The 22,840-nt window shown below is 58.1% G+C and carries 20 protein-coding genes and 1 riboswitch; of the genes, 17 read left to right on the plus strand and 3 right to left on the minus strand.

The window, feature by feature from the left end:
- Positions 1 to 203 precede the first annotated feature (203 nt).
- Both FYB92_RS01910 and FYB92_RS01915 read right to left on the minus strand, forming a co-directional pair.
- Positions 204 to 2,039 (minus strand): glycosyltransferase family 4 protein, encoded by a 1,836-nt coding sequence (locus FYB92_RS01910; RefSeq protein WP_332828079.1) that lies wholly within the window; start codon positions 2,037 to 2,039, stop codon positions 204 to 206.
- A 612-nt stretch (positions 2,040 to 2,651) separates the two neighbouring features.
- Positions 2,652 to 3,005: an endoribonuclease L-PSP gene (locus FYB92_RS01915; RefSeq protein ID WP_332828080.1), complete on the minus strand. Its 354-nt coding sequence runs from the start codon at positions 3,003 to 3,005 to the stop codon at positions 2,652 to 2,654.
- A 287-nt stretch (positions 3,006 to 3,292) separates the two neighbouring features.
- Here FYB92_RS01915 and rapZ point away from each other — a divergent pair, with 287 nt between their 5' ends.
- The 14 genes from rapZ (at position 3,293) to FYB92_RS01985 (ending at position 17,793) form a co-directional block, all read left to right on the plus strand.
- Entirely contained in the window at positions 3,293 to 4,315 is a 1,023-nt protein-coding gene (gene rapZ / locus FYB92_RS01920; protein WP_332828081.1) for an RNase adapter RapZ, read from the plus strand.
- Positions 4,316 to 4,343: 28 nt separating this feature from the next.
- Positions 4,344 to 5,753 (plus strand): anthranilate synthase component I family protein, encoded by a 1,410-nt coding sequence (locus tag FYB92_RS01925; RefSeq protein WP_332828082.1) that lies wholly within the window; start codon positions 4,344 to 4,346, stop codon positions 5,751 to 5,753.
- Complete coding sequence (locus tag FYB92_RS01930; protein ID WP_332828083.1) at positions 5,746 to 6,549, plus strand: aminotransferase class IV; 804 nt, start codon at positions 5,746 to 5,748, stop codon at positions 6,547 to 6,549. The genes FYB92_RS01925 and FYB92_RS01930 overlap by 8 nt, the downstream gene beginning before the upstream one ends.
- A 112-nt stretch (positions 6,550 to 6,661) precedes the next feature.
- Entirely contained in the window at positions 6,662 to 8,245 is a 1,584-nt protein-coding gene (gene purH / locus FYB92_RS01935) for a bifunctional phosphoribosylaminoimidazolecarboxamide formyltransferase/IMP cyclohydrolase (protein ID WP_332828084.1), read from the plus strand.
- Between the two features lie 104 nt (positions 8,246 to 8,349).
- Positions 8,350 to 9,147 (plus strand): hypothetical protein, encoded by a 798-nt coding sequence (locus FYB92_RS01940; RefSeq protein ID WP_075631789.1) that lies wholly within the window; start codon positions 8,350 to 8,352, stop codon positions 9,145 to 9,147.
- A gap of 147 nt (positions 9,148 to 9,294) precedes the next feature.
- Positions 9,295 to 9,621: an AtpZ/AtpI family protein gene (locus FYB92_RS01945; protein WP_003616720.1), complete on the plus strand. Its 327-nt coding sequence runs from the start codon at positions 9,295 to 9,297 to the stop codon at positions 9,619 to 9,621.
- 38 nt (positions 9,622 to 9,659) lie between these two features.
- The gene (locus FYB92_RS01950; RefSeq protein WP_040510302.1) at positions 9,660 to 10,409 is read left to right on the plus strand and encodes a F0F1 ATP synthase subunit A; all 750 of its coding nucleotides are present in this window, start codon (positions 9,660 to 9,662) and stop codon (positions 10,407 to 10,409) included.
- A gap of 55 nt (positions 10,410 to 10,464) precedes the next feature.
- Positions 10,465 to 10,689, plus strand: coding sequence for an ATP synthase subunit C family protein (locus tag FYB92_RS01955; RefSeq protein ID WP_003616715.1), 225 nt, complete (start codon positions 10,465 to 10,467; stop codon positions 10,687 to 10,689).
- A gap of 14 nt (positions 10,690 to 10,703) precedes the next feature.
- Positions 10,704 to 11,318: an ATP synthase F0 subunit B' gene (locus FYB92_RS01960; RefSeq protein WP_003616707.1), complete on the plus strand. Its 615-nt coding sequence runs from the start codon at positions 10,704 to 10,706 to the stop codon at positions 11,316 to 11,318.
- Positions 11,319 to 11,348: 30 nt separating this feature from the next.
- Positions 11,349 to 11,843 (plus strand): ATP synthase subunit B, encoded by a 495-nt coding sequence (locus FYB92_RS01965; RefSeq protein WP_003616705.1) that lies wholly within the window; start codon positions 11,349 to 11,351, stop codon positions 11,841 to 11,843.
- A 16-nt stretch (positions 11,844 to 11,859) separates the two neighbouring features.
- Positions 11,860 to 12,615, plus strand: coding sequence for a glycosyltransferase family 2 protein (locus tag FYB92_RS01970; protein WP_075595524.1), 756 nt, complete (start codon positions 11,860 to 11,862; stop codon positions 12,613 to 12,615).
- Positions 12,616 to 12,791: 176 nt separating this feature from the next.
- On the plus strand, positions 12,792 to 14,447 hold the full coding sequence (locus FYB92_RS01975; RefSeq protein ID WP_075631791.1) for a glycosyltransferase family 39 protein: 1,656 nt from the start codon (positions 12,792 to 12,794) through the stop codon (positions 14,445 to 14,447).
- A gap of 405 nt (positions 14,448 to 14,852) precedes the next feature.
- Positions 14,853 to 14,947: riboswitch (TPP riboswitch) on the plus strand.
- 27 nt (positions 14,948 to 14,974) lie between these two features.
- Positions 14,975 to 16,012, plus strand: a complete 1,038-nt coding sequence (locus FYB92_RS01980; RefSeq protein WP_332828085.1) for an ABC transporter substrate-binding protein — start codon at positions 14,975 to 14,977, stop codon at positions 16,010 to 16,012.
- A 320-nt stretch (positions 16,013 to 16,332) separates the two neighbouring features.
- The gene (locus tag FYB92_RS01985) at positions 16,333 to 17,793 is read left to right on the plus strand and encodes a phosphomannomutase (RefSeq protein ID WP_332828958.1); all 1,461 of its coding nucleotides are present in this window, start codon (positions 16,333 to 16,335) and stop codon (positions 17,791 to 17,793) included.
- Between the two features lie 372 nt (positions 17,794 to 18,165).
- On the opposite strand, the gene FYB92_RS01990 is transcribed toward FYB92_RS01985, so the two are convergent.
- Positions 18,166 to 18,657, minus strand: a complete 492-nt coding sequence (locus tag FYB92_RS01990) for a DUF2721 domain-containing protein (RefSeq protein ID WP_003616693.1) — start codon at positions 18,655 to 18,657, stop codon at positions 18,166 to 18,168.
- Between the two features lie 228 nt (positions 18,658 to 18,885).
- Here FYB92_RS01990 and FYB92_RS01995 point away from each other — a divergent pair, with 228 nt between their 5' ends.
- From FYB92_RS01995 to FYB92_RS02005, 3 genes are all read left to right on the plus strand, one after another.
- Positions 18,886 to 19,125, plus strand: a complete 240-nt coding sequence (locus FYB92_RS01995; RefSeq protein ID WP_332828086.1) for a hypothetical protein — start codon at positions 18,886 to 18,888, stop codon at positions 19,123 to 19,125.
- 239 nt (positions 19,126 to 19,364) lie between these two features.
- Positions 19,365 to 20,366: an NAD-dependent epimerase/dehydratase family protein gene (locus tag FYB92_RS02000; protein WP_062809719.1), complete on the plus strand. Its 1,002-nt coding sequence runs from the start codon at positions 19,365 to 19,367 to the stop codon at positions 20,364 to 20,366.
- Positions 20,367 to 20,906: 540 nt separating this feature from the next.
- Complete coding sequence (locus tag FYB92_RS02005) at positions 20,907 to 22,667, plus strand: hypothetical protein (protein WP_003616688.1); 1,761 nt, start codon at positions 20,907 to 20,909, stop codon at positions 22,665 to 22,667.
- The last annotated feature ends 173 nt before the right edge of the window (positions 22,668 to 22,840 follow it).

Genomic DNA, 22,840 nt, shown 5'->3' on the forward strand with positions numbered 1-22,840 from the left:
GTAGCGGTAGAACTGGGATTTAGGTGTCGAGAGCCTTGGGCTGTATTTCCTGTGTGGCATGGTTAGGATCTCTGCATTCTTGAAAAAATAAGTTATTTTCAGGCATCAATCCGTATCGTCTGGTAATCAGGGACACAAACGATCCTGTCAAAGACGAAATTCCATCGCATGAAAACATATGCTCCAATTTGGGCACCTGTGTTTCACCCCTTGCCAATTCCACGTAAAATGGTTTTGACCAAACGTTTACGAAGACGTTTTGCAAAAGGGCCAATCCGCCATAGTCGACCAAAAGTAAGGGATATGACATTTGCCTTTGATAGGGAGAGCCGTTGCTTTTTGGCATCAGTCTGTATGAGTGTTGCGCCTGAAAAGACGATATTTCCCGTGAATGTTGCCAACGCACCCAACCTGATCTCGACCATCGGGGCTTCGCCAGTCAACTCAAACGTCACCTGTTCATTAATGTCATGGGTTCCGTTGGACAGGGTAAGGACACGGCTTGTTAATTGTTTGTTATTGGAGTTTACATCGATTTCAAACCGTACATCCTGCGGCGTATCATTCTTGATACATGCATGCATGATGGCGCGATAACGCCCGGCAGGCATCTGCGCGTAAGGCCCAAAAATCAGGTGTGTGGCTGCAATATCAACGGAAGGTAGCGATACGCTATCCCCTTCGATAAGGGCAGCGGCTGACCAGACCCCCTTACGCATGGAAAATTCACTGGGATCAAAGGTAATGGAAGGCTCGTCCACAGGCATGGTCAGGGCGTTCAGGAGTTCCTTATCTTGGATCAGGTAATTCTTGAACATTCGCACATCGTAAAGAGACGTAATATTGATGTGGGAATCGAAGACCAGACTGTTATCAAAGCCCTGATGACAGTATTCGTAAAGAGAGTTACGCGCGGTATTGATTGCATGGGCGACACGTGGCAAGTAGCGGATCGCAGGGCGCGCCAGATCATCAGGAACTGGTTGCGGCCATCTGTTTTTATCCTGTGCCGCCAGTGCATCACGCACCTGGGTTTCAATGATTTCAGCAGAATAGGTCTGGAGAATGGCATATTGGATCTCCAGCAAACGATTTTTTACGCCTGGGGTCGCAAGGGCGTTAATCGCAGCGGCAAAAAGATCCAGATCGAAATTGGGGAAAGCAAGAGGATGCCTTGCAAGTAATTCCCGAAAGGCTGTTGTTGCCCAGGCGACCACAGGAAGGCGGTACCTCATGGCCTCGAAAACGGGAAGACCAAACCCTTCATGCTCTGAAAGGCAGATAAAAACATCAGAAGTCTGGTAAAGATTGATCAGGGCATCATCGGAGACAAGTCCATGAACGATGACTTCGGACTTTGCCTGACTGATGATTTTGCGCAGGCGGATGGAAAAAGGATTGGGATCGTCGAGACCCTTTCCAACAATGTTCAGTCTGACACGGGCATCGGTAAGTTCCTGAACCCGATCTGCAACGGAAATTGCGTTGATATGCCCCTTATGCGCGACAACACGGCTGACGAAGAGGAGATTTATTGTCGCGTCATTGGCGGTGTTACTGACATCGTCTGTCCCTGTTTCGACCGCATGGGGCAGAAAGGGAACAGGAAGGTTCAGGTAACGACTGGCCGGGTAAACGACATGGCATCGTTCCGGCGCGGCCCCCAATGCGATGAGCTGATCGCTTGTAAATTCCGAATTCGACCAGAACTGGATATGGCTGCAATTAATGAAATCAATGATGTTTTCATAACCGAGCAGAGCATGCGTCGCATTCTGGTTCTGTAATCCAAAGGTAAACCAGGGAGGCGTGGCATTGTGCCACCGGATAATCACATGCCGACATTTTTCCCGCAGGAATTTATCAAAAGGGGTCAGGCTGTCGCAATAATGGAAAAGAACGGTAATGGACCGGTCCTGCTTCAACCACTCGTGAAAGGCGTCAGCACTTTCCACTGGGATATCAGGGAATGCCAGGGGGTCATGATTATTGGAGAATACACGAACAATGTTTATGGCAGGATTCTGGGATGACAGCATTCTGTAATGATGAGCAACGTCATTACATACGGAATCATTCCTTTCAGACATATTTAGAGCCAAAATTGCCAATTTCACTAGGTCATGCTCCCAATGGATTTACAAGGGTAATGGATATTACCTGATGATAAACGGAATTCTCCCAAGGGATTTATAAGGTTTAAACGGGCATTAGTCTATAGAAGTCGCATCAAAAACTCCTATTCTTCACCGACTGATTGTGGTATGCGGCTTTGTATTGCTCAGTATGCGCTAGGATGCTTCTGCCATGCAGGCAAGCCATGCAATAAAATCATAAAATGTAATTTTATATGTATTCTGCAAGTACACGGTGTACATTTTAAAAACGCGTGGCATTTGAGGCGAATATATAAAAACAAAATCCCCATTTTGTTGTATTTTAAAAAATAATTATAGCGATATTGAGATGCTATGATTATTGGGATTCTGGTAATTGCGCCAAATTCAGCAAACGCCTGATGGAATGTTTGCATAATGAATATGTATTATTTAAGGCGCAAATATGATCTTTCCTCTTAAACCGGCCATAGCGCGTGGAGGTAGGGAAAGATGCCCGTTTGTCCCATCCGCCCTGTTCCGCGTCAGTCTGGCTCAGATACCGCAGAGGGAGGCGTCCGGTATCGCAACCAGAAGATCAAGTTCGATCAACTGGGGGGCATGCTGGTGCTTTTTGACCAGACGGAATGTCATCGCAGGACAGGTGCGGCCAAACACTTCGTTCAGTGTTGTAAAGCACGACGCGAATTCATCGGTTTTTGTTAGGGTAACAACCATACGCGTAACATCATGCAGGCTGTTGCCATGCTGTTCAAGGATGTCCGCACCCTGTGCCAGCGCATGACGGAACTGGCCCAGCATTGTGGGGGCAAACTGCCCCGTGGCCAGATCCTGCCCGGTCAGATAGCGGATGTGGATATCCTCGTTTGGTCGCGTGGTTTCTTTCATCAGGAAGAAAATCACAAAATAGTCATATTTTGTCCATGATAAATTTCAGCCCTAAACGCTCGCTCCTTTCGATGTGACATGGAAAGGCCGGATATTGTAAGATGGTTTCATCCACGTGCCTGACGAAATGCAGATGTGATAATGACACCACTTTTCATCTGTGGTGAAAAAGAGGAAAATCCTTGTGTCGGAGGCTGTCGCTGCACCACCATCGTAACCCCTGTCATCCGACGCCAGCCCCTGCTGGCACGATGGTTCCCCAGGATTTCATGTGACTGCCATAACCCATGCATGAAGATTCACCATTACCGCGCAGCATCCTTCTTGTAACCGGGCTGTCTGGTGCCGGGAAATCGTCGATCCTGCGAATTCTGGAGGATCTGGGGCATGAAGTCATTGATAACCCGCCGCTTGGCATGCTGGACGAGATCGTGGCCCGCGCGGAAAAGCCGGTGGCCATCGGGGTGGACTCCCGCACACGTGGGTTTGACGCCACCCTGGTCCTTGCCGCCCTGTCGCGCCTGCGGATCAATCCGCACCTGCATGCGCAACTGATCTACGCCACGGCGGAGGAAAGCGTGCTGCTGCGCCGTTATACCGCCACGCGACGGCGGCACCCACAGGCCAGCCATGGCACTGTCAAGGAAGGGATCGAGGCGGAACTTCGTCTGACGGCCCCCCTGCGGGAAGCTGCCGACGTGGTGATTGACACCACGGACCTGCCACCGCCCGAATTGCGCCAGCTTGTGGAGGCGCGCTTTGGACAGTGGGAGGATGGACGTGGCGAGGGCCTGACGGTTGCCCTGATGTCGTTCGCCTTTCCTGCCGGCCTGCCGCGCGAAGCGGACATGGTGTTCGATGCCCGTTTCCTGCGTAACCCCTATTACGATCCTTCGCTGTCCGCGCTGACGGGGCTTGATCCGCAGGTCGCGGCCTATGTGCAGGTGGACCCGGATTATGCGGCCTTTCTTGACCGGATCGACGGTCTTCTGGACCTCGTGCTGCCGCGCTTCGTGCAGGAAGGGAAGAAATATGCCACGATTGCGATTGGCTGCTCGGGGGGGCGGCATCGTTCCGTGACCCTGGTGGAGGCATTGGCCCAGCGCCTTGGGGCGCAGCCGGCGCAGCCGGCGCAGGGCGGACAGGGGCATGATGCCCCCTCCGCCAGTTTCGCGCGCGGACAATGGCCTGTGGTGGTCATGCACCGTGAACTGGCCCGGCAGGGGCGCAGCAGCTGGCGCTGGGCCAATCGTCCTGCAAACCGTCTGGGCAGCAGCCAGACGCAACCAGACGATACCCCTGCATCCTAAGGCCGCAGGCAGGATTTTCCCTCCGTCCGTGACACAACCTGATCCATCTTCCGTCTTGTCCGTTCATGTCCATCAACTGCCATGGCATGATATGGGCGATGTTCTGGCCGTGCTGGAGGGGGAGCCATGGTTGGCCTGTCTGGACAGTGGCAGCGAGATCATGCCGCGTGGGCGCTGGACAATCCTATGCCGTGATCCCGTACATGTGGTGGAGGCCCATGCGGGACGATGTTTCGTGGACAGGCGCGAACAGGCGGGGGATGCGCTGGAGATATTGCGTGGCCTGATTCCCGCCTTTGCATGCCCTGATGGAATGCCGTTTGTCGGTGGGGCCATCGGGTTTGCGGATTATCGGTTCGGGCAGAGGACGCATGGCCTGTCCACGCGGCACGATCCTGACCCGCAGCAGCCTGAATTCGCGGCCGGTATCTATGACCATGCCATTATCATGGATCGCCTTGAACGGCGGGCATGGCTGACCGGGTATGGGACGCCCGATGTCATGGCGCGACGCCGACGGGAGGTCATGGACCTGTGGGGGCGGGTTGTCGCCCACGCACCTCTTCCAAAAATGCCCGATATCCAGTTTACCATGGAGCGTTCGGCCAGGGGATACCGCCGGGCGGTGGCGCAAGCGTGTGATTATATTGCGGCAGGTGATATCTTTCAGGTGAACATCACTGCGCGCATGTGGGGGGCAAGGCCCCCCGGATTATCTCCCATTGCGGCCTATCGCGCGTTGCGCGTCACCTCTGCGGCGCCATTCGGGGCGTTCTTGTCATGTGGTCCGGACTTTGCCCTTCTGTCGGCATCACCGGAACGGTTTGTCGCCCTCGACGTGCATGGTGTCATGCGCACCCGTCCGATCAAGGGGACGGCGCCACGAGATCCAGATCCCGTGCGTGACCGGCAACGTGCGCAGGACCTGCGCCTTGATGAGAAGGAATGCGCCGAAAACCTGATGATCGTGGACCTGATGCGCAATGACCTTGGGCAACTCGCACGGATCGGCAGTGTCAGCGTACCGGAATTGTTTAACGTTGAACATTTCACCCATGTCCACCATCTGGTGTCGGAGGTGCAGGCAACCCTGCTGCCCGGTCATGATGCCATCGACCTGCTGCGTGCGACGCTGCCGCCCGGTTCCGTAACTGGCGCGCCCAAGCATCGCGCCATGCAGATCATTGATGAACTGGAGGGTTCGGTGCGGGGACCCTATTGTGGGGTAGTCTTCCGTATCGGTGGGGATGGGGCGATGGATAGTTCGGTCATCATCCGCACCCTTGTCATGACACGGGCGGGAATATGTGCGGCCGCGGGTGGCGGGATTACGATACTTTCAGATCCACAGAAGGAATATGAGGAAATGTGCCTGAAGGTTTCCGCCCTTCTGTCGGTGTTTGGCAATACGTCATCCGGGGAAAAAGAGCATGACTGAGCGCCTGTGGTTTAACGGGGCCATGCAGGATCGGGATGCGGTGCGGATTGATCCCGCTGATCGTGGGCTTCTGCTCGGTGATGGCGTGTTCGAGACCATGCGTGTGCAGGCAGGCCGCATCGTCCATCTGGAACGGCACATGGCGCGCCTTTATGCAGGGTTGGAAACCTTGATGATCCCGTCACCTGAGCGGGAACAGGTCGAGGCGGCGTTGGTATGTGTCATCACCGGTAACGCGATGCAGGCGGGGTCGCTGCGCCTGACCATCACGCGCGGATGCGGCCCGCGTGGCCTGTTGCCACCCGAAGGTGCGGCCCCGACCATCATGATCGTGCCGTTTCCGCCTGCCGCTGTCCCCATGCCTGATGCGCATCTGGTCATCAGCCGTATGCGCCGTGATGAAACCAGCCCCCTGTCGCGGGCCAAAACCCTGAATTACCTACCCAATATCCTCGCATTGATGGAAGCACGCCAGCGTGGCGGGACTGAGGCCGTATTGCTCAATATGGCGGGGCGCGTGGCCGAGGCAAGCGCCAGTAACCTGCTGATCCAGCGCGACGGCATGTTGCTGACCCCGCCCGTGGCCGAAGGTGCTTTGCCCGGCATTGCACGTTCCGTGCTGCTGGACATGCGCCTTGCGCGTGAACGGGCCCTGACACGTGCGGACCTGCTGGCGGCGGAGGCGGTTGTGCTGGTCAACAGCATGTCGGTGCGCGCGGCTGTGTCGCTCGATGCTGCGCCGCTATCACGGGATGCCGCCACGGTTGCGCGGATCCGTGCGGCCCTGATGTCATAAGGCCACCGGTTCCGTCATTTCGGTTATTGCTCAAAAAGGCGGGGTTGGATTAATCACCCCCATCAGATCCATGTTCGGATCGTCCCGCGGTTTAAAGTGAAAGGTCACTGTGATGGCCCCCCAGACGCCTGTGCCGGTGCGGCGCGCCCTGATTTCCGTTTCGGACAAGACCGGCCTGCTCGATCTTGGTCGCGCGCTTGTCGCCCACGGGGCGGAGATCCTGTCCACCGGTGGGTCCGCCCGTGCGCTGCGCGAAGCAGGCATCCCGGTCAAGGACGTGTCCGAACATACGGGATTCCCTGAAATCCTTGACGGCCGGGTGAAGACGCTGGTGCCGCAGGTCCATGGCGGTATCCTCGGCCGTCGCGATCTGCCCGAACACCTGCGCCAGATGGAAGAGCACAGGATCGCGCCGATCGACCTTGTGGCGGTCAACCTGTATCCGTTCGAGGCCACCGTGGCGTCCGGTGCCGGGAGCGAGGACTGTATCGAGAATATCGACATCGGTGGTCCGGCCCTGATCCGTGCGGCGGCGAAGAACCATGACCATGTCGCGGTCCTGACCGATCCGGCGCAATATGCCGATATCATCACCGCCCTTGGCGAAGGTGGCGGCACCACGCTGTCGCAGCGCCGGGGGCTGGCAGGTGCGGCCTATGCCCGCACGGCTGCCTATGACGCCGCGATCGCGCAGTGGTTCGCCGGACAGCGCGACGACCTGCTGCCCGCGCGTATGACGGTGGCGGGTGTGCGTCGCGAAAGCCTGCGCTATGGCGAGAACCCGCACCAGAAAGCGGCGTTCTACACCGACGGGACCAACCGTCCGGGCGTTGCGACCGCGCGCCAGATCCAGGGCAAGGCGCTGTCGTACAACAACATCAACGACACTGACGCCGCGTTCGAGGCTGTGGCCGAGTTCACCGACCCCGCCATCGTCATCGTCAAACATGCCAACCCGTGCGGCATCGCCGTCGCCGCGACGCAGGCCGAGGCCTGGGACAAGGCCCTGAAATGTGATCCAGTTTCGGCATTTGGCGGCATTGTCGCGCTGAACCGCCCACTGGAGGCCGAAGCGGCGGCAAAGATCGCCACCATCTTCACGGAGGTCATCGTCGCCCCCGACGCGACGGAGGAAGCACGCGCCATCCTCGCGAAGAAGAAGAACCTGCGCCTGCTGCTGACGGGTGCGCTGCCTGATCCCACGGCGGCCGGCATTGTCGTGCGTTCGGTGGCTGGTGGCTTCCTGGCGCAGACCCGCGACAATGGACGTGTGGACCGCGCGGACCTGAAGGTCGTGACCAAGCGCGCCCCGACAGATGCGGAAATGGCAGACCTGATATTCGCATTCCGTGTAGCAAAGCACGTGAAGTCGAATGCCATCGTCTACGTCAAGGATCAGGCGACGGTGGGCATCGGCGCGGGCCAGATGAGCCGTGTCGACTCGGCCCGCATCGCGGCGAGCAAGAGTGCTGACGCGGCGAAGGCGGCGGGCGAGGCACAGCCCCTGACAAAGGGCAGCGTGGTGGCCTCGGACGCGTTCTTCCCGTTCGCGGACGGGCTTGAGGCCGCGATCGCGGCGGGCGCCGTCGCGGTGATCCAGCCGGGCGGGTCCATCCGTGATGATGAGGTCATCGCTGCCGCTGACAAGGCGGGGATTGCGATGGTCTTCACAGGTATGCGCCATTTCCGGCACTGATCCCACATCACGGGGACTTGCCTGTCGCGGGGCGAGGGATATCACTAGACACCGCCCCGGCATCGCGACAGGCCGGTGGATGCAGACGAAAGACGAGATCCGGCATGCATATTCATCGGCGTTCCCCCCTTTACGTGACAGCGGCGCTCGGCCTTGTGGCCAGCCTCGCGGGCGCACCGGCCATCGCCGCGTCCAAGCCCGCGGCGGAGGCCCAGCATGCCCCGGCGGCGACACCCGCCGCCCCTGCCACTCAGCCTTCGCAGGTGCAGGCGACCTCGGCATTCGATTATTCCCCCCTGCCTGTTGTGACGGGGACGGTGGCGCAGTACCTGCTGACCAGCACCGGCGACGTGGCGGGACTGCTGCTGTCCGACGGGACGCAGGTGCTGTGCCCGCACCGTCTGGGCGATGCCGCGACGCAGGTCGTGCGTCCGGGGGAACAGGTCAGCGTCAGCGGCCTGAAGGGGCGTGTCCACCCGATCGTACGCGCCTATGCCATCAGCGGGCCGCGTGGCCGCCGGATTGCGGACGAACCGGGGTCGGAAACAGCCCTGCCGCCCTCCAACATCGGGCCCGACGTGGCGGTGGACGGTACCGTTCTGGCGCAGCTTTATGATATCACCGGCGCTGTACAGGGGGTGGTGATGCGTGACCATTCGCTCGTTTACGTGGGGCGCGCCAATGCTGTGCGCCTTGCCAACTGGCTGCGTCCGGGGGTCACGCTGCATGCGATCGGCACCGGCGTGAATGGCGGTCGTGGCACGGCAATCAACGCGCGTGAGATCGGGCCGGATGTCAATCAGGCGATCCACATTGTGCCAGCCGATGCACCGCCGCCGGGTGCCTTCCCCGGAAGTGCCGCCTATGACCGGATTCCTGGCAGCGACACGTCTGCGGAATAAGTTTTGGTTTTCTCCTGTTTTGGACAGGCGAAAATGCCATGTTTTCATGCACTGACCCAATATTGTCATGCTTTGCTGGACGACGCTTGCTTGACAGGTTATTGCAGCATCGTTAGCTAGCGCCTGCACCCATCGGGAGGTGCGAAAATGGACACGGACAAAGATCCATCCGGTACGTCCTTTGACCAACGCCTGCACGCGGCACGGACCCGGCTGGAAAAGCCGGAAAATGCAGCGCAGGCGAAGGACACGGGACGGGGGTTTTCGGAACTGGGGCTTATGCTCCGTGCGGGAACCGAGCTGGTGTCGGCCCTTATTGTGGGGGTGGGCATTGGCTGGGGGCTGGATCACTGGTTGCACCTGCGGGCGGTGTTTCTTGTTCTGTTCTCGCTTCTCGGCGGTGCGGCAGGTGTGCTTAATGTCTGGCGTCTTGTCAGGCCCGATGCCATAACGGATGGCGATTCGGGTTCCTGATCGGGGACCGGGCAGAGATATTTTAGGGAAGAACGAAGTTGGCGGCCGGATCATCCATCGACGCGCTCGGTCAGTTCGAGCTCCATCCTGTTCTGGGCGCTCTTGGGGAGTCCCTCAGATTCAGCCAGTCGCCGCTGATGATGATTGTGGCATCCGTCATCGTGCTGGCGTTCCTGTATGTCGGGATGCGCCCCGCAGCCGTGGTGCCCGGTCGCCTGCAGGCCGCGGCCGAGATCTGCTATGACTTCATCTACAACATGGCCGTTGACACGATCGGTTCGGAGGGACGCGCGTTCTTCCCGTTCGTGTTTACCCTGTTCTTCTTCATCCTCGCGGGTAACTATCTCGGCCTGCTGCCTTTCTCTTTTGCCTTCACCAGCCATATCGCCGTGACCCTGGCGCTGGCGCTGATGGTGTTCTGTCTCTCGATCATCGTGTCGCTGAAGGTGCAGGGGGCGAAGTTCTTCGCCCATTTCATGCCCGCCGGTGCGCCCAAGGCGCTGGCGCCGCTGCTGATCCCGATCGAGATCCTTTCTTTCCTTTCCCGTCCCGTGAGCCTGTCGATCCGTCTGTTTGCCAACATGGTCGCCGGTCACGTGATGTTCGACATGTTTGCCGCCTTCACGATCATGCTGGCTGGTCTGGGCCTGTTTGGCGATGTCATCGCCGTGGGACCGATCGTCATCAATGTCGCGCTGATGGCTCTCGAATTGCTGGTGGGCGCACTGCAGGCCTATGTGTTTGCCATCCTCACCTGCATCTATCTGCGGGAGGCCGTGGCCCACTGAGGGCCACCATCTTCCGTCATTTCATCCAGAACGTCTGAAACAAGGAAAAACTGACATGGATATCGCAGCCGCCCGTGAAATTGGTGCCGGTATCGCCGTTATCGCCCTCGCTGGCGTGGGCATTGGCCTGGGTAACATCTTCTCCACGCTGGTCAGCAGCATCGCGCGCAACCCGTCCGCACGTCCGCACGTGTTCGGCCTCGGCATGCTGGGCTTTGCCCTGACGGAAGCCGTCGCCCTGTATGCGCTGCTGATTGCGTTCCTGATCCTGTTCGTCTGATACAGGAGGGGTGCGTGGTGCGTTCCACGGTGTATAAAAACATCCGCAGGGTGGCGTCGCGCGCGGCGGCACCCGTGCTGGCCCTGCCATTGATGGCCATGGTTGCACCTGGCGCACGCGCCGAGGGTATGCCCCAGCTTGATTTCGGCAATCCCTACGTCATCGGTCAGGTGGTGTGGGGTGCGGGCATCTTCCTCATCCTTTACCTGTTGCTGAGCCGTTCGGCCCTGCCGAAGGTCGAAAAGGTCCTGAGCCTTCGTCGCCAGACGATCGAGAATGACCTTGAGATCGCGCATAAGGCCAAGTCCCGTGCCGATGATGCGGTGGCGGAGCTTCGCCAGGCCCGCAAGGACGCCATGGCAGAGGCGCAGGCCAATGTTGACAAGGTCGTGGAAGAAGCCCGTGCCGCTGCTGAAAAGCAGGCGCAGGAAATGAATACGCGACTGGGTGCCGAAATCCGTGAGGCGGAAGCCCGCGTTGCCCTTGCCCGTGAAACGGCGCTGGGGTCGCTGCGGCAGATTTCCACCGATACGGCAGAAGCCCTGATCCATCAGATATCCGGCATTTCGGCCCCTCTGGACGTGGTGACGTCCAAGGTTGACGGTGTCGCGACGGCCCGTGGTTTTTAATGGGCCCCCTCTACAGACAGGTCCGTAGTCATGTTGCATGAGCCCCGTTTCTGGTCGGCTGTTGCCTTCTTCCTGTTCTTCATCCTGTTCGGCGCAAAGTTGTGGCGTCCACTGAGCGCTGCGCTTGATGCACGCGCGCAGAAGATTCGTGCTGACCTTGATGAAGCCGCGCGCCTGCGCCGCGAAGCGGAGCAGATGCTTGAGGATGCCACGCGGGAGCGTGAAGCCGCGCTGGCGGAAGCCCGTGCAATGGTCGAACATTCCCTGCAGGAAGCCGCCCGTATCGCGGCACAGGCCAGCCAGGATGCCGATGATATTGCACGTCGTCGCGAACAGATGGCCCGCGACCGCATTGCCGCAGCCGAGCGTGGGGCAATCCGTGAAGTGCGTGAAGCCGCCATCGACATCGCGATGCAGGCCACGCGGGAAACATTGGCGGCGTCGTTGTCTGCCGATGGGGACAAAAGCCTGATTGACAGTGCCATTTCGGGGCTTCCTTCGGCCCTGTCCCATCGCGCAGCCTGAACCGGGTGGCGGAACGCTGAGTTCTCCGACCCCCCATAAGGACGATACGCCCGTCCTGTCCATTGTGTCGGTTGTTCTTGACGAAGCGGCGAATATTCGTCCCGTCTGTCTTGAACTGGCCGACGCTTTGGCACAACTGCCCCCTGCTGAAGTCATTTTTGTAGATGATGGCAGCACGGATGATACCCTTGCCCTTCTGATGGCTGTCCGGGCTGAAGGTATCCTGCCCCAACTCAGGATTCTTTCCCATGATCGCCGCCTGGGCAAATCCGCAGGATTGCGGACGGGGATCGAGGCCGCGCGCGGGACATGGATCGCCACACTTGACGGTGATGGGCAGGATAACCCCTTCGAATTCATTCGTATGTTTGAATTGGCGCAGCAGGCCCCCGGGCGGGCGCCGCTGGTGGTTGGCGTGCGCGCCAAGCGGCAGGATCGCCTGTCGCGACGGGTGGCAACACGTTTTGCCAATGGATTGCGCAGCCGCCTGCTTGATGACGGGTGTCCCGATACGGGGGCGCCTCTGAAACTGTTCCTACGGCAGGATTTCCTGCGCCTGCCACAGTTTGAGGGATTGCATCGTTTCCTGCCGTCCCTGATGGGCCGTCATGGCGTGCCGCTGGTCTGCACGCCGGTCGGGCATCGCGGCAGATTGCATGGGCAGTCAAAATACACGAACCTCAATCGGGCGCTGGTCGGGATTCGTGACGTTCTTGGTGTCATGTGGCTGAACAACCGCGCCAGGATCCCGGATCATATTACCGAACGCTGAGAGGTTGTTTGAAAAGTCAGGCGCGATAACAGACTGAAATTATAAAGGTTTTTGCTAAAGCTTTTTCTAAAAAGCTTCAGAAGACGCTGCCTTTTTGAAAAAAGGCGGCACCCCAAAAACTTTTCTTGTTGTTTATCAATGATTTGTTTTCAAACACTCTCTGAGAGGGCGGTGCGATGACACGCCTGACGCTGCGCCATTATATTATTATCGCTGTCTCGATCTTTGTCCTGTTCCTGCCTGGTCGCGCGTCACTGCCGCCACTGGATCGTGATGAACCCCGTTATATGGAAGCAACGGCCCAGATGCTCCACAGCGGCGATTACGTCGATGTGCGCTTTCTGGATCAGCCGCGCTATCTGCAACCGGCCGGGATCTATTGGCTGGAGGCTGCGGCTGTCAGCCTGACGGGCATGCGCGATGCCCATGCAACGTGGCCGTACCGTATTCCCTCCCTTTTGGCGGTAACGGCGGCTGGTGTGTTGACGGCATGGATGGGGGCGACCCTGTTTGGTCCCATCTGTGGCCTGCTGGCGGCGGCGCTGCTGGCTGTGTCGGTGTTGATGACGGCCGAAGGGCGTATGGCGACCATTGATACGACGCTGCTGCTGTCGATTCTGCTGGCGCAATGTGGGTTACTGCGTGCCTATCTGGATCGGGAGCGTGACGTGCCGACGCCTCTTGCTGCGGCGTTGCTGTACTGGACGGCACTGGGATGCGGGTTAATGCTCAAGGGGCCAGTGGTGCTGATCCCGGGGTTTGGCACACCGATCGCCCTTGCCCTGATTGAGCGGCGTACTGACTGGTGGCGTCGCCTGCGTCCGGCGTGGGGATGGGGGGTGATGCTGGCGATTGTCGTGCCGTGGTGCGTGGCGATTGGCGTGGTCAGTCATGGCGATTTCTACAGTCGCGCGGTGGGACATAATTTCCTTGGCAAGGTTGCCAGCGGGCAGGAATCCCATGGCTTGCCGCCCGGCTATCACTTGTTGGCATTTGCTATTGCGTTCTGGCCTGGCTCTTTGTTCGCAGCGATGGCGCTTCCCTTCGTGTGGCAGCAGCGGCACCAGCCACCGGTGCGGTTCCTGATCTGCTGGATCGTGCCGCACTGGCTGGTGTTCGAGGCGATTGCGACCAAGCTGCCGCATTATGTACTGCCGACCTATCCCGCCATCGCCATCCTGACGGCGGCGGCGATCGTGACCATGCCCCAGGGCTGGCGGTGGCCGCATTCCCTGTGGGGGCGGGGGCTGTTACTGGCCTATGGCGTGGTTTGGCTGGGTGTGGGTTCTGTCCTTGCGCTGGCGGGACCGGTCCTGTTGTGGCGGATGGAGGGCATCATGTCGCCTGCCGCCATGACGATCACGGCAGGGGCGCTGCCGTTGTTGATGGCGGCGGCGTTGCTGCTGGTGCGTGGCGCGGTGCTTCAGGCGGCCATGGCGTCGGTGGCGGCGGCTGTCATCATCCATGTGGGCCTGTTCCTTGCCGTCATTCCCCGGCTGGAGACGATCTGGTTGAGCCCCCGTCTGGCGACACTGGTGGCGGCGCACCGTCCCTGTCCCACCACGATGGTGGCGTCGGTTTCGGATTCAGAGCCAAGTCTTGTCTTCCTTTTGGGGCAGGATACGAAGCTGATGCGACCGGAACTGGCGGCGGGTTTCCTGCGCCAGCATGGGAAATGTGCGCTGGTGCTGGTGGGGTCAAAGGATCTACCCGCGTTTGAAGGTGGACTGGAACATGATGGCCTGCATGTCCGACGGTTGGGGATGGCCAGCGGGCTGAATTATTCCACGGGGAAGCATCTGGAGATCGGATTGTATGGGATGCAGCCGTAAGGATATGCTTTTTATGGATGAAAGTATTTGGCTGCATTTCTGAGAGATTGTTTGAAAACAAATCATTGATAAAAAAGAAAAGTTTTTGGGTGCCGCCTTTTGATCGAAAAAGGCGGCGCCTTCTGAAGCTTTTTAGAAAAAGCTGCACCAAAAACCTTTATAATTTCAATCTGTTATCGCACCTGACTTTTTAAACAGCTTCTGAAAAACACATCGTTTTTTGAAGGTTTTTTGAGAAAACCTTTGTCCAATACTCTTTTGCTAATTTCTGAACGTTATGAAATGGCCGGTTTTTATGAAGACAGGCGTTCTGGTTCTTTTTTGCCAAAGGACTGGGCGGCCAATGGACCGGTCACACCTATGTGCCATCAGGCATGGTTGACGCGTCACCAGATTTCCCATCATCTGCATCAACCGGGGTGTCCGCGATGCGGGCTGAGATCACACCCGTTGAACCTGACCTGGGTCATGCCAGCGTAGGGAGAAAAACGGCATGCCGGGGCTGAGCCCGCCATGCTGGCTTCCCCATGCGGTCCCTGCCTGGTTTTTTCCCGGGGCGGGTGCGTGAAGGGCGGGCGATGATGAAGGCCATACTGTTACGACTTGCATGTCTCCTTATCATGATGGGTGGGATCGGCACTGCGCATGCCGCCGATGCGCCACGTCGTGTCAACGTGATTCTGGATTGGTTTCTCAATGCCGATCATGCGGCACTCCTTGCCGCACAATATGGCGGGGCGTTCGCACGGCATGGTCTTGATGTCCATCTGATTGCGCCAGCCGATCCGGGTGCTGCGCCCCGCCTTGTCGCAGCGGGGCAGGCAGACCTGGCTGTTTCCTATCAGACGCAGCTTGGCATGCTTTTGGAACAGGGGATTCCACTGGTGCGGGTGGGCACGTTGATCGACACGCCGCTCAATACCCTGATCGCGGCAGGGGATATCCATTCTCTGGCTGACCTGAAGGGCAAGGTGATTGGTGTTTCCCTCTCGGGCGCGGATGATGCGATGCTGGCGACCATGTTGTCCACTGTCGGGGTGGGGATGGGGGACATCCATCAGGTCAATGTCAATTTCCAGCTTGAACAGGCATTGATGTCGCATGCCGTTGATGCGGTGATCGGGGCCGTGCGGACCTATGAACTCCTTGACCTGAAACAGAAAGGGATGACCGTTACTGCCTTCTTCCCTGAGGAGCATGGGGTGCCCTTGAATGATGAACTGGTGTTCCTTGCCGCGCGCGATCACATACGTGATCCATGGGTGCGCGCGTTCATGGCGGCGCTGGAGGAGGGGACGAATACGTTGCTCAACCATTCCGACGAAATCCTGTCGAAGGCGATTGCCGATCATCCAGAACTCGATACGCCATTGAACCGGGCGGCATGGCGCGAAACCCTGCCACGACTGGCAAAGCAGCCCGCGCTGCTCAATGCGCGGCGATATCGTGCGTTCATGGCGTTCCAGCATAGTCATGGTGTGATCAATCATGAGGCGGCACTGGAAACCTACGCCGTTGATCCCTTTGCATTGGTTGCGGATGTAACGTCGCGGGCACAAGAATAAAAAGAGATCTCCTGAATGGAAAAATACGCATAACATATTGGGATATAGTTATTTTTTTGAATATTTGTGCACGCTCTTCAAAAGAGGGCGCGTGTTGAGAAAAAAGCGCTGTCCCACTCAAATGCGCGTTGTTGCCATCAATTTTCCTGCAACCTGCCAGTCAGTCGGCCATGGCGACGCGCTTTCATGGGGCATCTGCCTGAATATCCATGCAATCAGAGGAAAAACCCCCTAACATGAAGGGGATGGGGCACGAGCATGTCCTGGCCTGTATTCAACATAGTCGCAAGAGAACGTATCTCATGAAAATAGCCCAGTGGATGGAACAGTCAGGTGTGGCATTCGGGACCAGCGGGGCGCGCGGTCTTGTTACCGCGATGACGGATGCCGTCTGTTTCGCCTATACCGTGGGGTACCTGAAACATCTGGCGACATTGGGTGAATTCGCGCCGGGGACACAGGTCGCGGTGGCGGGGGACCTGCGCCCCAGTACGCCGCGTATCCTGCGCGCCTGTGCCGCGGCGATTGAATGCCTGCATGGCGTACCGGTATTTTGCGGGTTCGTGCCGACCCCGGCGCTATGCCTGCATGCCTTTGCGCGGGGGATTCCCTCTCTGATGGTGACCGGCAGCCATATTCCTGCTGATCGTAACGGTATCAAGTTCAACCGGGCGCGGGGCGAATTCCTCAAGACTGACGAGGCCGCGATGCGTGAACAGGACGCCGTACTGCCCGCAGGCTGGTTCAATGCCGATGGTGAGCTTGTAAAAATGCTCGAACTGCCTGCGATCACGGATGTGGTGCCGGATTATGTCGCGCGGTATCGGGATTTTTTCGGCCCTGATGCCCTGTCGGGCCTGACGTTGGGGATTTATCAGCACTCTGCCGTGGGACGCGATGTGCTGATGCTGGTGGTAGAGGCGCTGGGCGCGAAGGCGGTCCCGTTGGGACGTTCGGATACGTTCATGCCCGTCGATACCGAAGCCGTGCGCCCCGAGGATGCTGAACTGGCGCGTGAATGGGCGTCGGACGGTACGCTGGACGCCATCCTGACAACGGATGGGGATTCCGACCGCCCACTCCTTGCTGACCGGCATGGAAACTGGCTGCGTGGCGATGTGCTGGGCATTCTGGCTGCGCGTTTTCTCAACGCAGCGGCAGTGACAACCCCCGTCAGCAGCAATACCGCGTTGGAGCAGGCCGGATTTGCCCGCGATATCCGTCGCACGCGCATCGGGTCCCCCTTTGTCGTGGCGGCCATGACCGAGGCGGCGGCAGCCGGGCTTGTCCCCTCCGTCGGGTATGAGGCAAATGGCGGGTTCCTGCTGGCAAGTGATGTGCATCATGAAAACCGCACGCTTGTGGCGTTGCCAACACGTGATTCCGTGCTGCCCATGATCTGTGCGCTGGTTGCGGCACGCCGGGTTGGCACGGATCTGGCTGGCCTGGTCGCAACGCTGCCGCCACGTTTCACGCTGAGTGATCGCCTGGTGGCCATGCCCACGGAAAAGAGCAGGGCGCGCATTGCCGCGTTGGGCGAAAGCCCATCGGCAGGGGCGGCGGCATTGGGGTTTGTCGCCACATGCGGGGAGTTGTCGCATGTGGATCGAACGGACGGGCTGCGTATGACCTTTGCCAATGGGGAGATCATTCACCTCCGTCCGTCAGGCAACGCCCCGGAACTGCGTGTTTATGTAGAAGCCGACAGCCCGGAACGTGCTGGCAACCTGCTACAGACCGGGCTTGGTGCGGTCAGTGCGTGGCGCGACGAAGCCTCCTGAACGGAAGCAGGCGTCTGGGGAAATGAAACAGGAGGCTGTCTGCAAAGTCTGTCCGAAAAAAGACCGTGCAAGCATAAGAGACTGTTTGAAAACAAATTATTGATAAAACATAAGACAAGTTTTTTGGGTGCCGTCTTTTTTCAAAAAGGCGGCGTCTTCTGAAGCTTTTTAGGAAAAGCTTCACCAAAAAACTTTATAATTTCAGGATGCTGTTGAGCCTGACTTTTCAAACAGCTTCTAAGTTTAAGGTGTCTTGGCAGGCTTTTTCAGACAGTTTCAAGAGACGTTGCTTTTTAAAAAGCAACGTCTGGGGATATCTGGTTACTTCTTATGCGTGGGATATTAAGGGAGGTTCCCGCAAAGGAACGCTCACTAATCCACCTGCGTGTATTTATGTGGCAGAAAAGTTGTCACCCGCAGGCCATGCCATGCGACGATACTGTCACCAAGGAACATCGCCAGTGCGCCGGCCGTACACATCAGGGCATTGCCGAACATCAGCACCAGCCACCATGCACTTGCGGAATCACGCACGCTGCCGACAAACAGGGCGAAGGCCGATCCGCATGCGGATGCGCCGCCGACACCGGCGAACAGGATGGATGCGTCAAGCAGTAATGTGCGGTAATGCAGGTGGCGCAACCGTCGCATCAGCATGCGGCGGCCTGCGTCATCCTGATCGGCGGCATCAAGTTTATCGCGTATGTTTTCGATATGGTCGCTGACACGGGCAAGGCGCGTGTTGAACAGGCCGAGCAGCGTGCCAATGCCCGATAGCATAAAAACCGGCGTCAATGCGGTCTGGATCAGGTGGGTGGCGCCGTCAATGGACTCATCAGGTAAAAGGCCGGGAAGAAGGGTCACGAACGGGGGGTACTCCAGTCTTGGCTTGGGGAACAATATCACGAAGGGTCGGATTGTGTGGCTATGGCGCGTATCGTCAAGGGGGAAATGTTTCGTTTTTAGTCCGATTTCTGCCAAAAAAGGCCATTTCCCCAGCCTGATAGGCCGAAACATGCGTGCTGCTGATAAAATGGGCGCTCTTCTGGTATGGAAGGGGCCTGCATATCGCCTGCCACGGGAAAGGACGCCATGTCACATAATTATGCCACCCCCATGACGCCGGAAAAACGTCTGGCGCGTGTCCTGTTGCGCATTCCTGCCGATTGGTCCATCCGGGTCGAACGGTGTGGGGCGGAGGGGGATACAATGTCGTGGCGTGCGGCTGTCGCCCCGCAGCGGGGTGCGCAGGAAAGTGAATGGTGCACCGAGTATCCCACGATGGTCGATGCGCTGGAGGCAGCATGGCGACATGCGCGCCAGCAGCAATGATGGGCGGTCCAGAAATCTGCCTGACAGGAGAGAGGTTTTTGGTGAGGTTCTTTTAAAAAAGCGACATCCCAAAACTTTCTTTTTTATCAATCCGTTATTTTCAGATGCCCCATCGATTGACGACGCATGCCACGGTCATGCGATCAGGGATCGGCATATGCGCGGATATGGGGTATCTGCCGTTTCGGCGAACGCCACAATAACAGACAGTGCCATGTCACGGCACGCAGGAGGACAGAGTGCGGGTGCTGGTCACCGGAAGCGCGGGTTTTATCGGATTCCATGTGGCGCGTCGCCTGCTGACGGAAGGGCACGAAGTCATCGGTATAGATGGCATGACGCCTTATTATGATGTTGCGCTAAAGCGACGTCGGCATGCGCTCTTGCGCGCTTATCCCCGCTTTGTCGCCCATGAAATCATGCTGGAGGATCGTGCGGCACTGGCCCGTGTGGTGGAGGGCGCGCGGATCAGTGTCATCATTCACCTGGCGGCACAGGCGGGGGTGCGGTACGGCGCACATCGGCCTGATACCTATATCGACAGTAATGTCGTTGGCACATCCAACCTGATTGATCTGGCACGGGGTATGGCGCTGGATCATTTCGTGTTGGCCTCCACCTCATCCGTTTATGGGCCAGCAACGGATCTGCCCTTTATCGAGACTGAACGCTGTGATTATCCCCTCAGCCTCTATGCCGCGACCAAGAAGGCAACTGAAGGGCTGGCCCACTCCTTCTCCCATCTGTCGGGTACGCCCGTGACGGCACTGCGTTTTTTTACCGTGTACGGGACATGGGGGCGGCCCGACATGGCGTTGTTCCTGTTTGTGGATGCAATCCTGCGGGGGCATGCGATTGACGTGTACGGCAACGGACAGATGGAGCGTGATTTTACCTATATTGATGACGTGGTGGAATCCGTCCTGCGCGTGCTGCCCTGCATACCGGTGCGTGGGGATAAAGCGACGGGATGCAGCCCTGTTGCACCGTATCGTGTGGTCAATGTGGGTAACGGGCAACCTGTGCCGCTGATGGATTTTGTCCATGCGATCGAAACGTGCCTTGGCCGTACCGCCCGGACCAACTTCATGCCAATGCAACCGGGGGATATGCAACGGACATGGGCTGACGCATCCCTGCTGGAACACCTGACGGGGTTTCGCCCAAAGACATCTCTACGTGTGGGGGTGGCGCGCTTCGTGGCCTGGTACCGGGATTATTATGCCCAGCATGACGCATGAAGATGCACGACAGGTGCAGGAAATACAAATCACACGATTGTTTGTACACACGATTGTTTGAACAGATTTATTGAATATGTAGTTTCACTGCAACTGTCCAAGTTAAAATCAACGTTACGATCACATTTTCATGATGCTGATTTTAACGTTTCTGGTGCCATTTCTGGCCCCCTGAAGTCAGGGGGTATTTTCCAGATTTTTCCATAACGTACTGATTTAACGTCACATGACAAAACGTGAAAACAATAGTTTTTATATGGAAGTTCTTTGTCATCTGCATATATCGCACCTGTTGCTGTGCCCAGGTGCGCACAGACAGTTGATATCCCTGATTCGTGTCATCAACATCTGGTGTGGTGGTGGGAACTTTTACGATTCAGTCGGAACAGAATTCTTCGCGCAGGGTGCATGGCATGGTCATCGCGCAGGGAGGGGACGCCATTGACCCGTCGGATCATATCCAACAGAAATGCCCTGAAGCGCTCACCCCCAAGTTTCAGGCCCGGATAGTCAGGCGAATTACACGGAAGGAACGATCAGATGTCGGCGAAAAGGTTGGCCAGAATAGGAGCCGTTGTCGTTCTGACCGCCAGTGCCGGGCACCTGATGGAACCGCGTGAGGCACGGGCCGATGATTACAGCGACCTGCTCGATATCCTGCGTGCCAAAGGCAGCCTGACGTCCAGTGAATATAAGGGCCTGCTTGCCAAGCATCTGAGCCATGCGCGCGCTGAGGCGACCACCACCCGTGGCAGCCGCATGGCCGCGACGACCCGCCATGTCCCGTCCGCACGCCCGGCGGCCCCGGGAACGCCGGATAATCCCATCCATACCGTCCTTCCTGGCGAGGTTGGCATCGGTGGCGCGGACGAGACGGCGGACATGGTGACGCAGGCCCGCGCGGCGGCAGCTTCCGCCGCGCAAAGTGCAGAGGCCGCGCGCACGGCCATGCTGTCAATGCAGCCCGGTGGCCCCGCTTATGGCGAGGGATTTGTCCGCATGGAAAAATACGTGCCGGGCAAGGGCCTGACCTTTGACGCCGGGCCGGTCAAGATCAACCTGTCGGGTTTCGTCAACGGGTTCTATACCTTTAACAGCCCGGGCCGTGGTGGCATCGTCAATGGTGGGGTATCCACCGGGGCGAACGGGTTTGATTCCTCCGCCCTGCGTAACGGCCTGTTGCCTGCGGGCCTGATCCTGAAACTGTCCACGACGCAGGCTGGCATCGACATGTCCGCCGTCATGGGGATGTATCCGGGCATTGATAATAACAAGCCCGGCGCGATGAACGCCAATTCCGGCGGCAGCCCGGTCGGCCTTGGCACCGCAGGGATCGATTTTCGTCAGGTGTTCGTGACGGCAGGCACGAAATCCTTCGGCACGATCAAGATCGGGCGTGACCTTGGCATCTTCGGCGGGGATGCGATCCTTAATGATGCGACCCTGCTGAGTGTCGGTTCCACCGGCAGCAATACTGCGCCGGGCAATACGTCCCTTGGCCGTATCGGTGTCGGTTATGTATATGCCGACTGGATCCCGCAGATTTCCTACCTGTCGCCCAAGGTGGCCGGTTTCCAGGGCAATGTCGGTGTCCTCCAGCCGCTGGATGAGTATAATTTCGCAGGAGACAACCTGTCTGCCGGATCGACGCAGCACAGTTCCCCCATGGTGCAGGGCAAGGTTACTTACGATTTCAAGGTTGGTGGCCTGACAGCCCGTATCTGGGCCAGCTTCCTGGTGCAGCATCAGCAGGATCTGACCCGCAGCCAGACGACGACTGTCACCACCGCGCTGCGTGAGGTCACAACCGGCGGCATGGATGGTGGGATCTACAACATGGTCCAGACTTCCACCTCCACCGTGCCGGTTTCCGAAGGGGAAAAGCGCGGTGTGATGGCCGAAGCGGGCGAAATCGGCACCAAGCTGACCTATGGCCCGTTCCAGGGCGTGGCCTATTACTATCGTGGCAGCGGCCTTGGCACGACGGGCCTGTTCTTCGACGGTGTGGCGTCGAACGGGCACAAGCGCGCGTCCGAAGGTTACTACCTGCAGGGGATGTATAACGTCACCAAGAAGATCAAGCTGGTCGGAAGCTATGGTGTCAGTAACCTTTATGAAGCGCGGGGGGAAAACGATCCCAGTCTTGTCGCGCGCAACGAGTCCGAAGTCGGCGCCCTGTTCTACAGCCTGACCGACTGGCTCAACATCGTGGGTGAATATGCTCATACGGAATCCAAGGCACATGGCCCGGCACGCGCCACCGACAACACGGCCTCGGGCGGTGCCATCCTGCTGTTCTGATCTCGGGTAACATTATGAATTGTAAAAGTTTTTGGTGAAGCTTTTTTCAAACGCCTTCGAAAGACGCCGCTTTTTTGAAAAAAGGCAGCACCCAAAAATTTTTGTTTGTTATCAATGGGTTGTGCCAAAGCGATCTTTATGCCCTGTCGTGCAAGGCAGGGTATCCCTTCTGT

The sequence above is a fragment of the Novacetimonas sp. GS1 genome (genome assembly GCF_036686925.1).
GTDB classification, from domain to species: domain Bacteria; phylum Pseudomonadota; class Alphaproteobacteria; order Acetobacterales; family Acetobacteraceae; genus Novacetimonas; species Novacetimonas hansenii.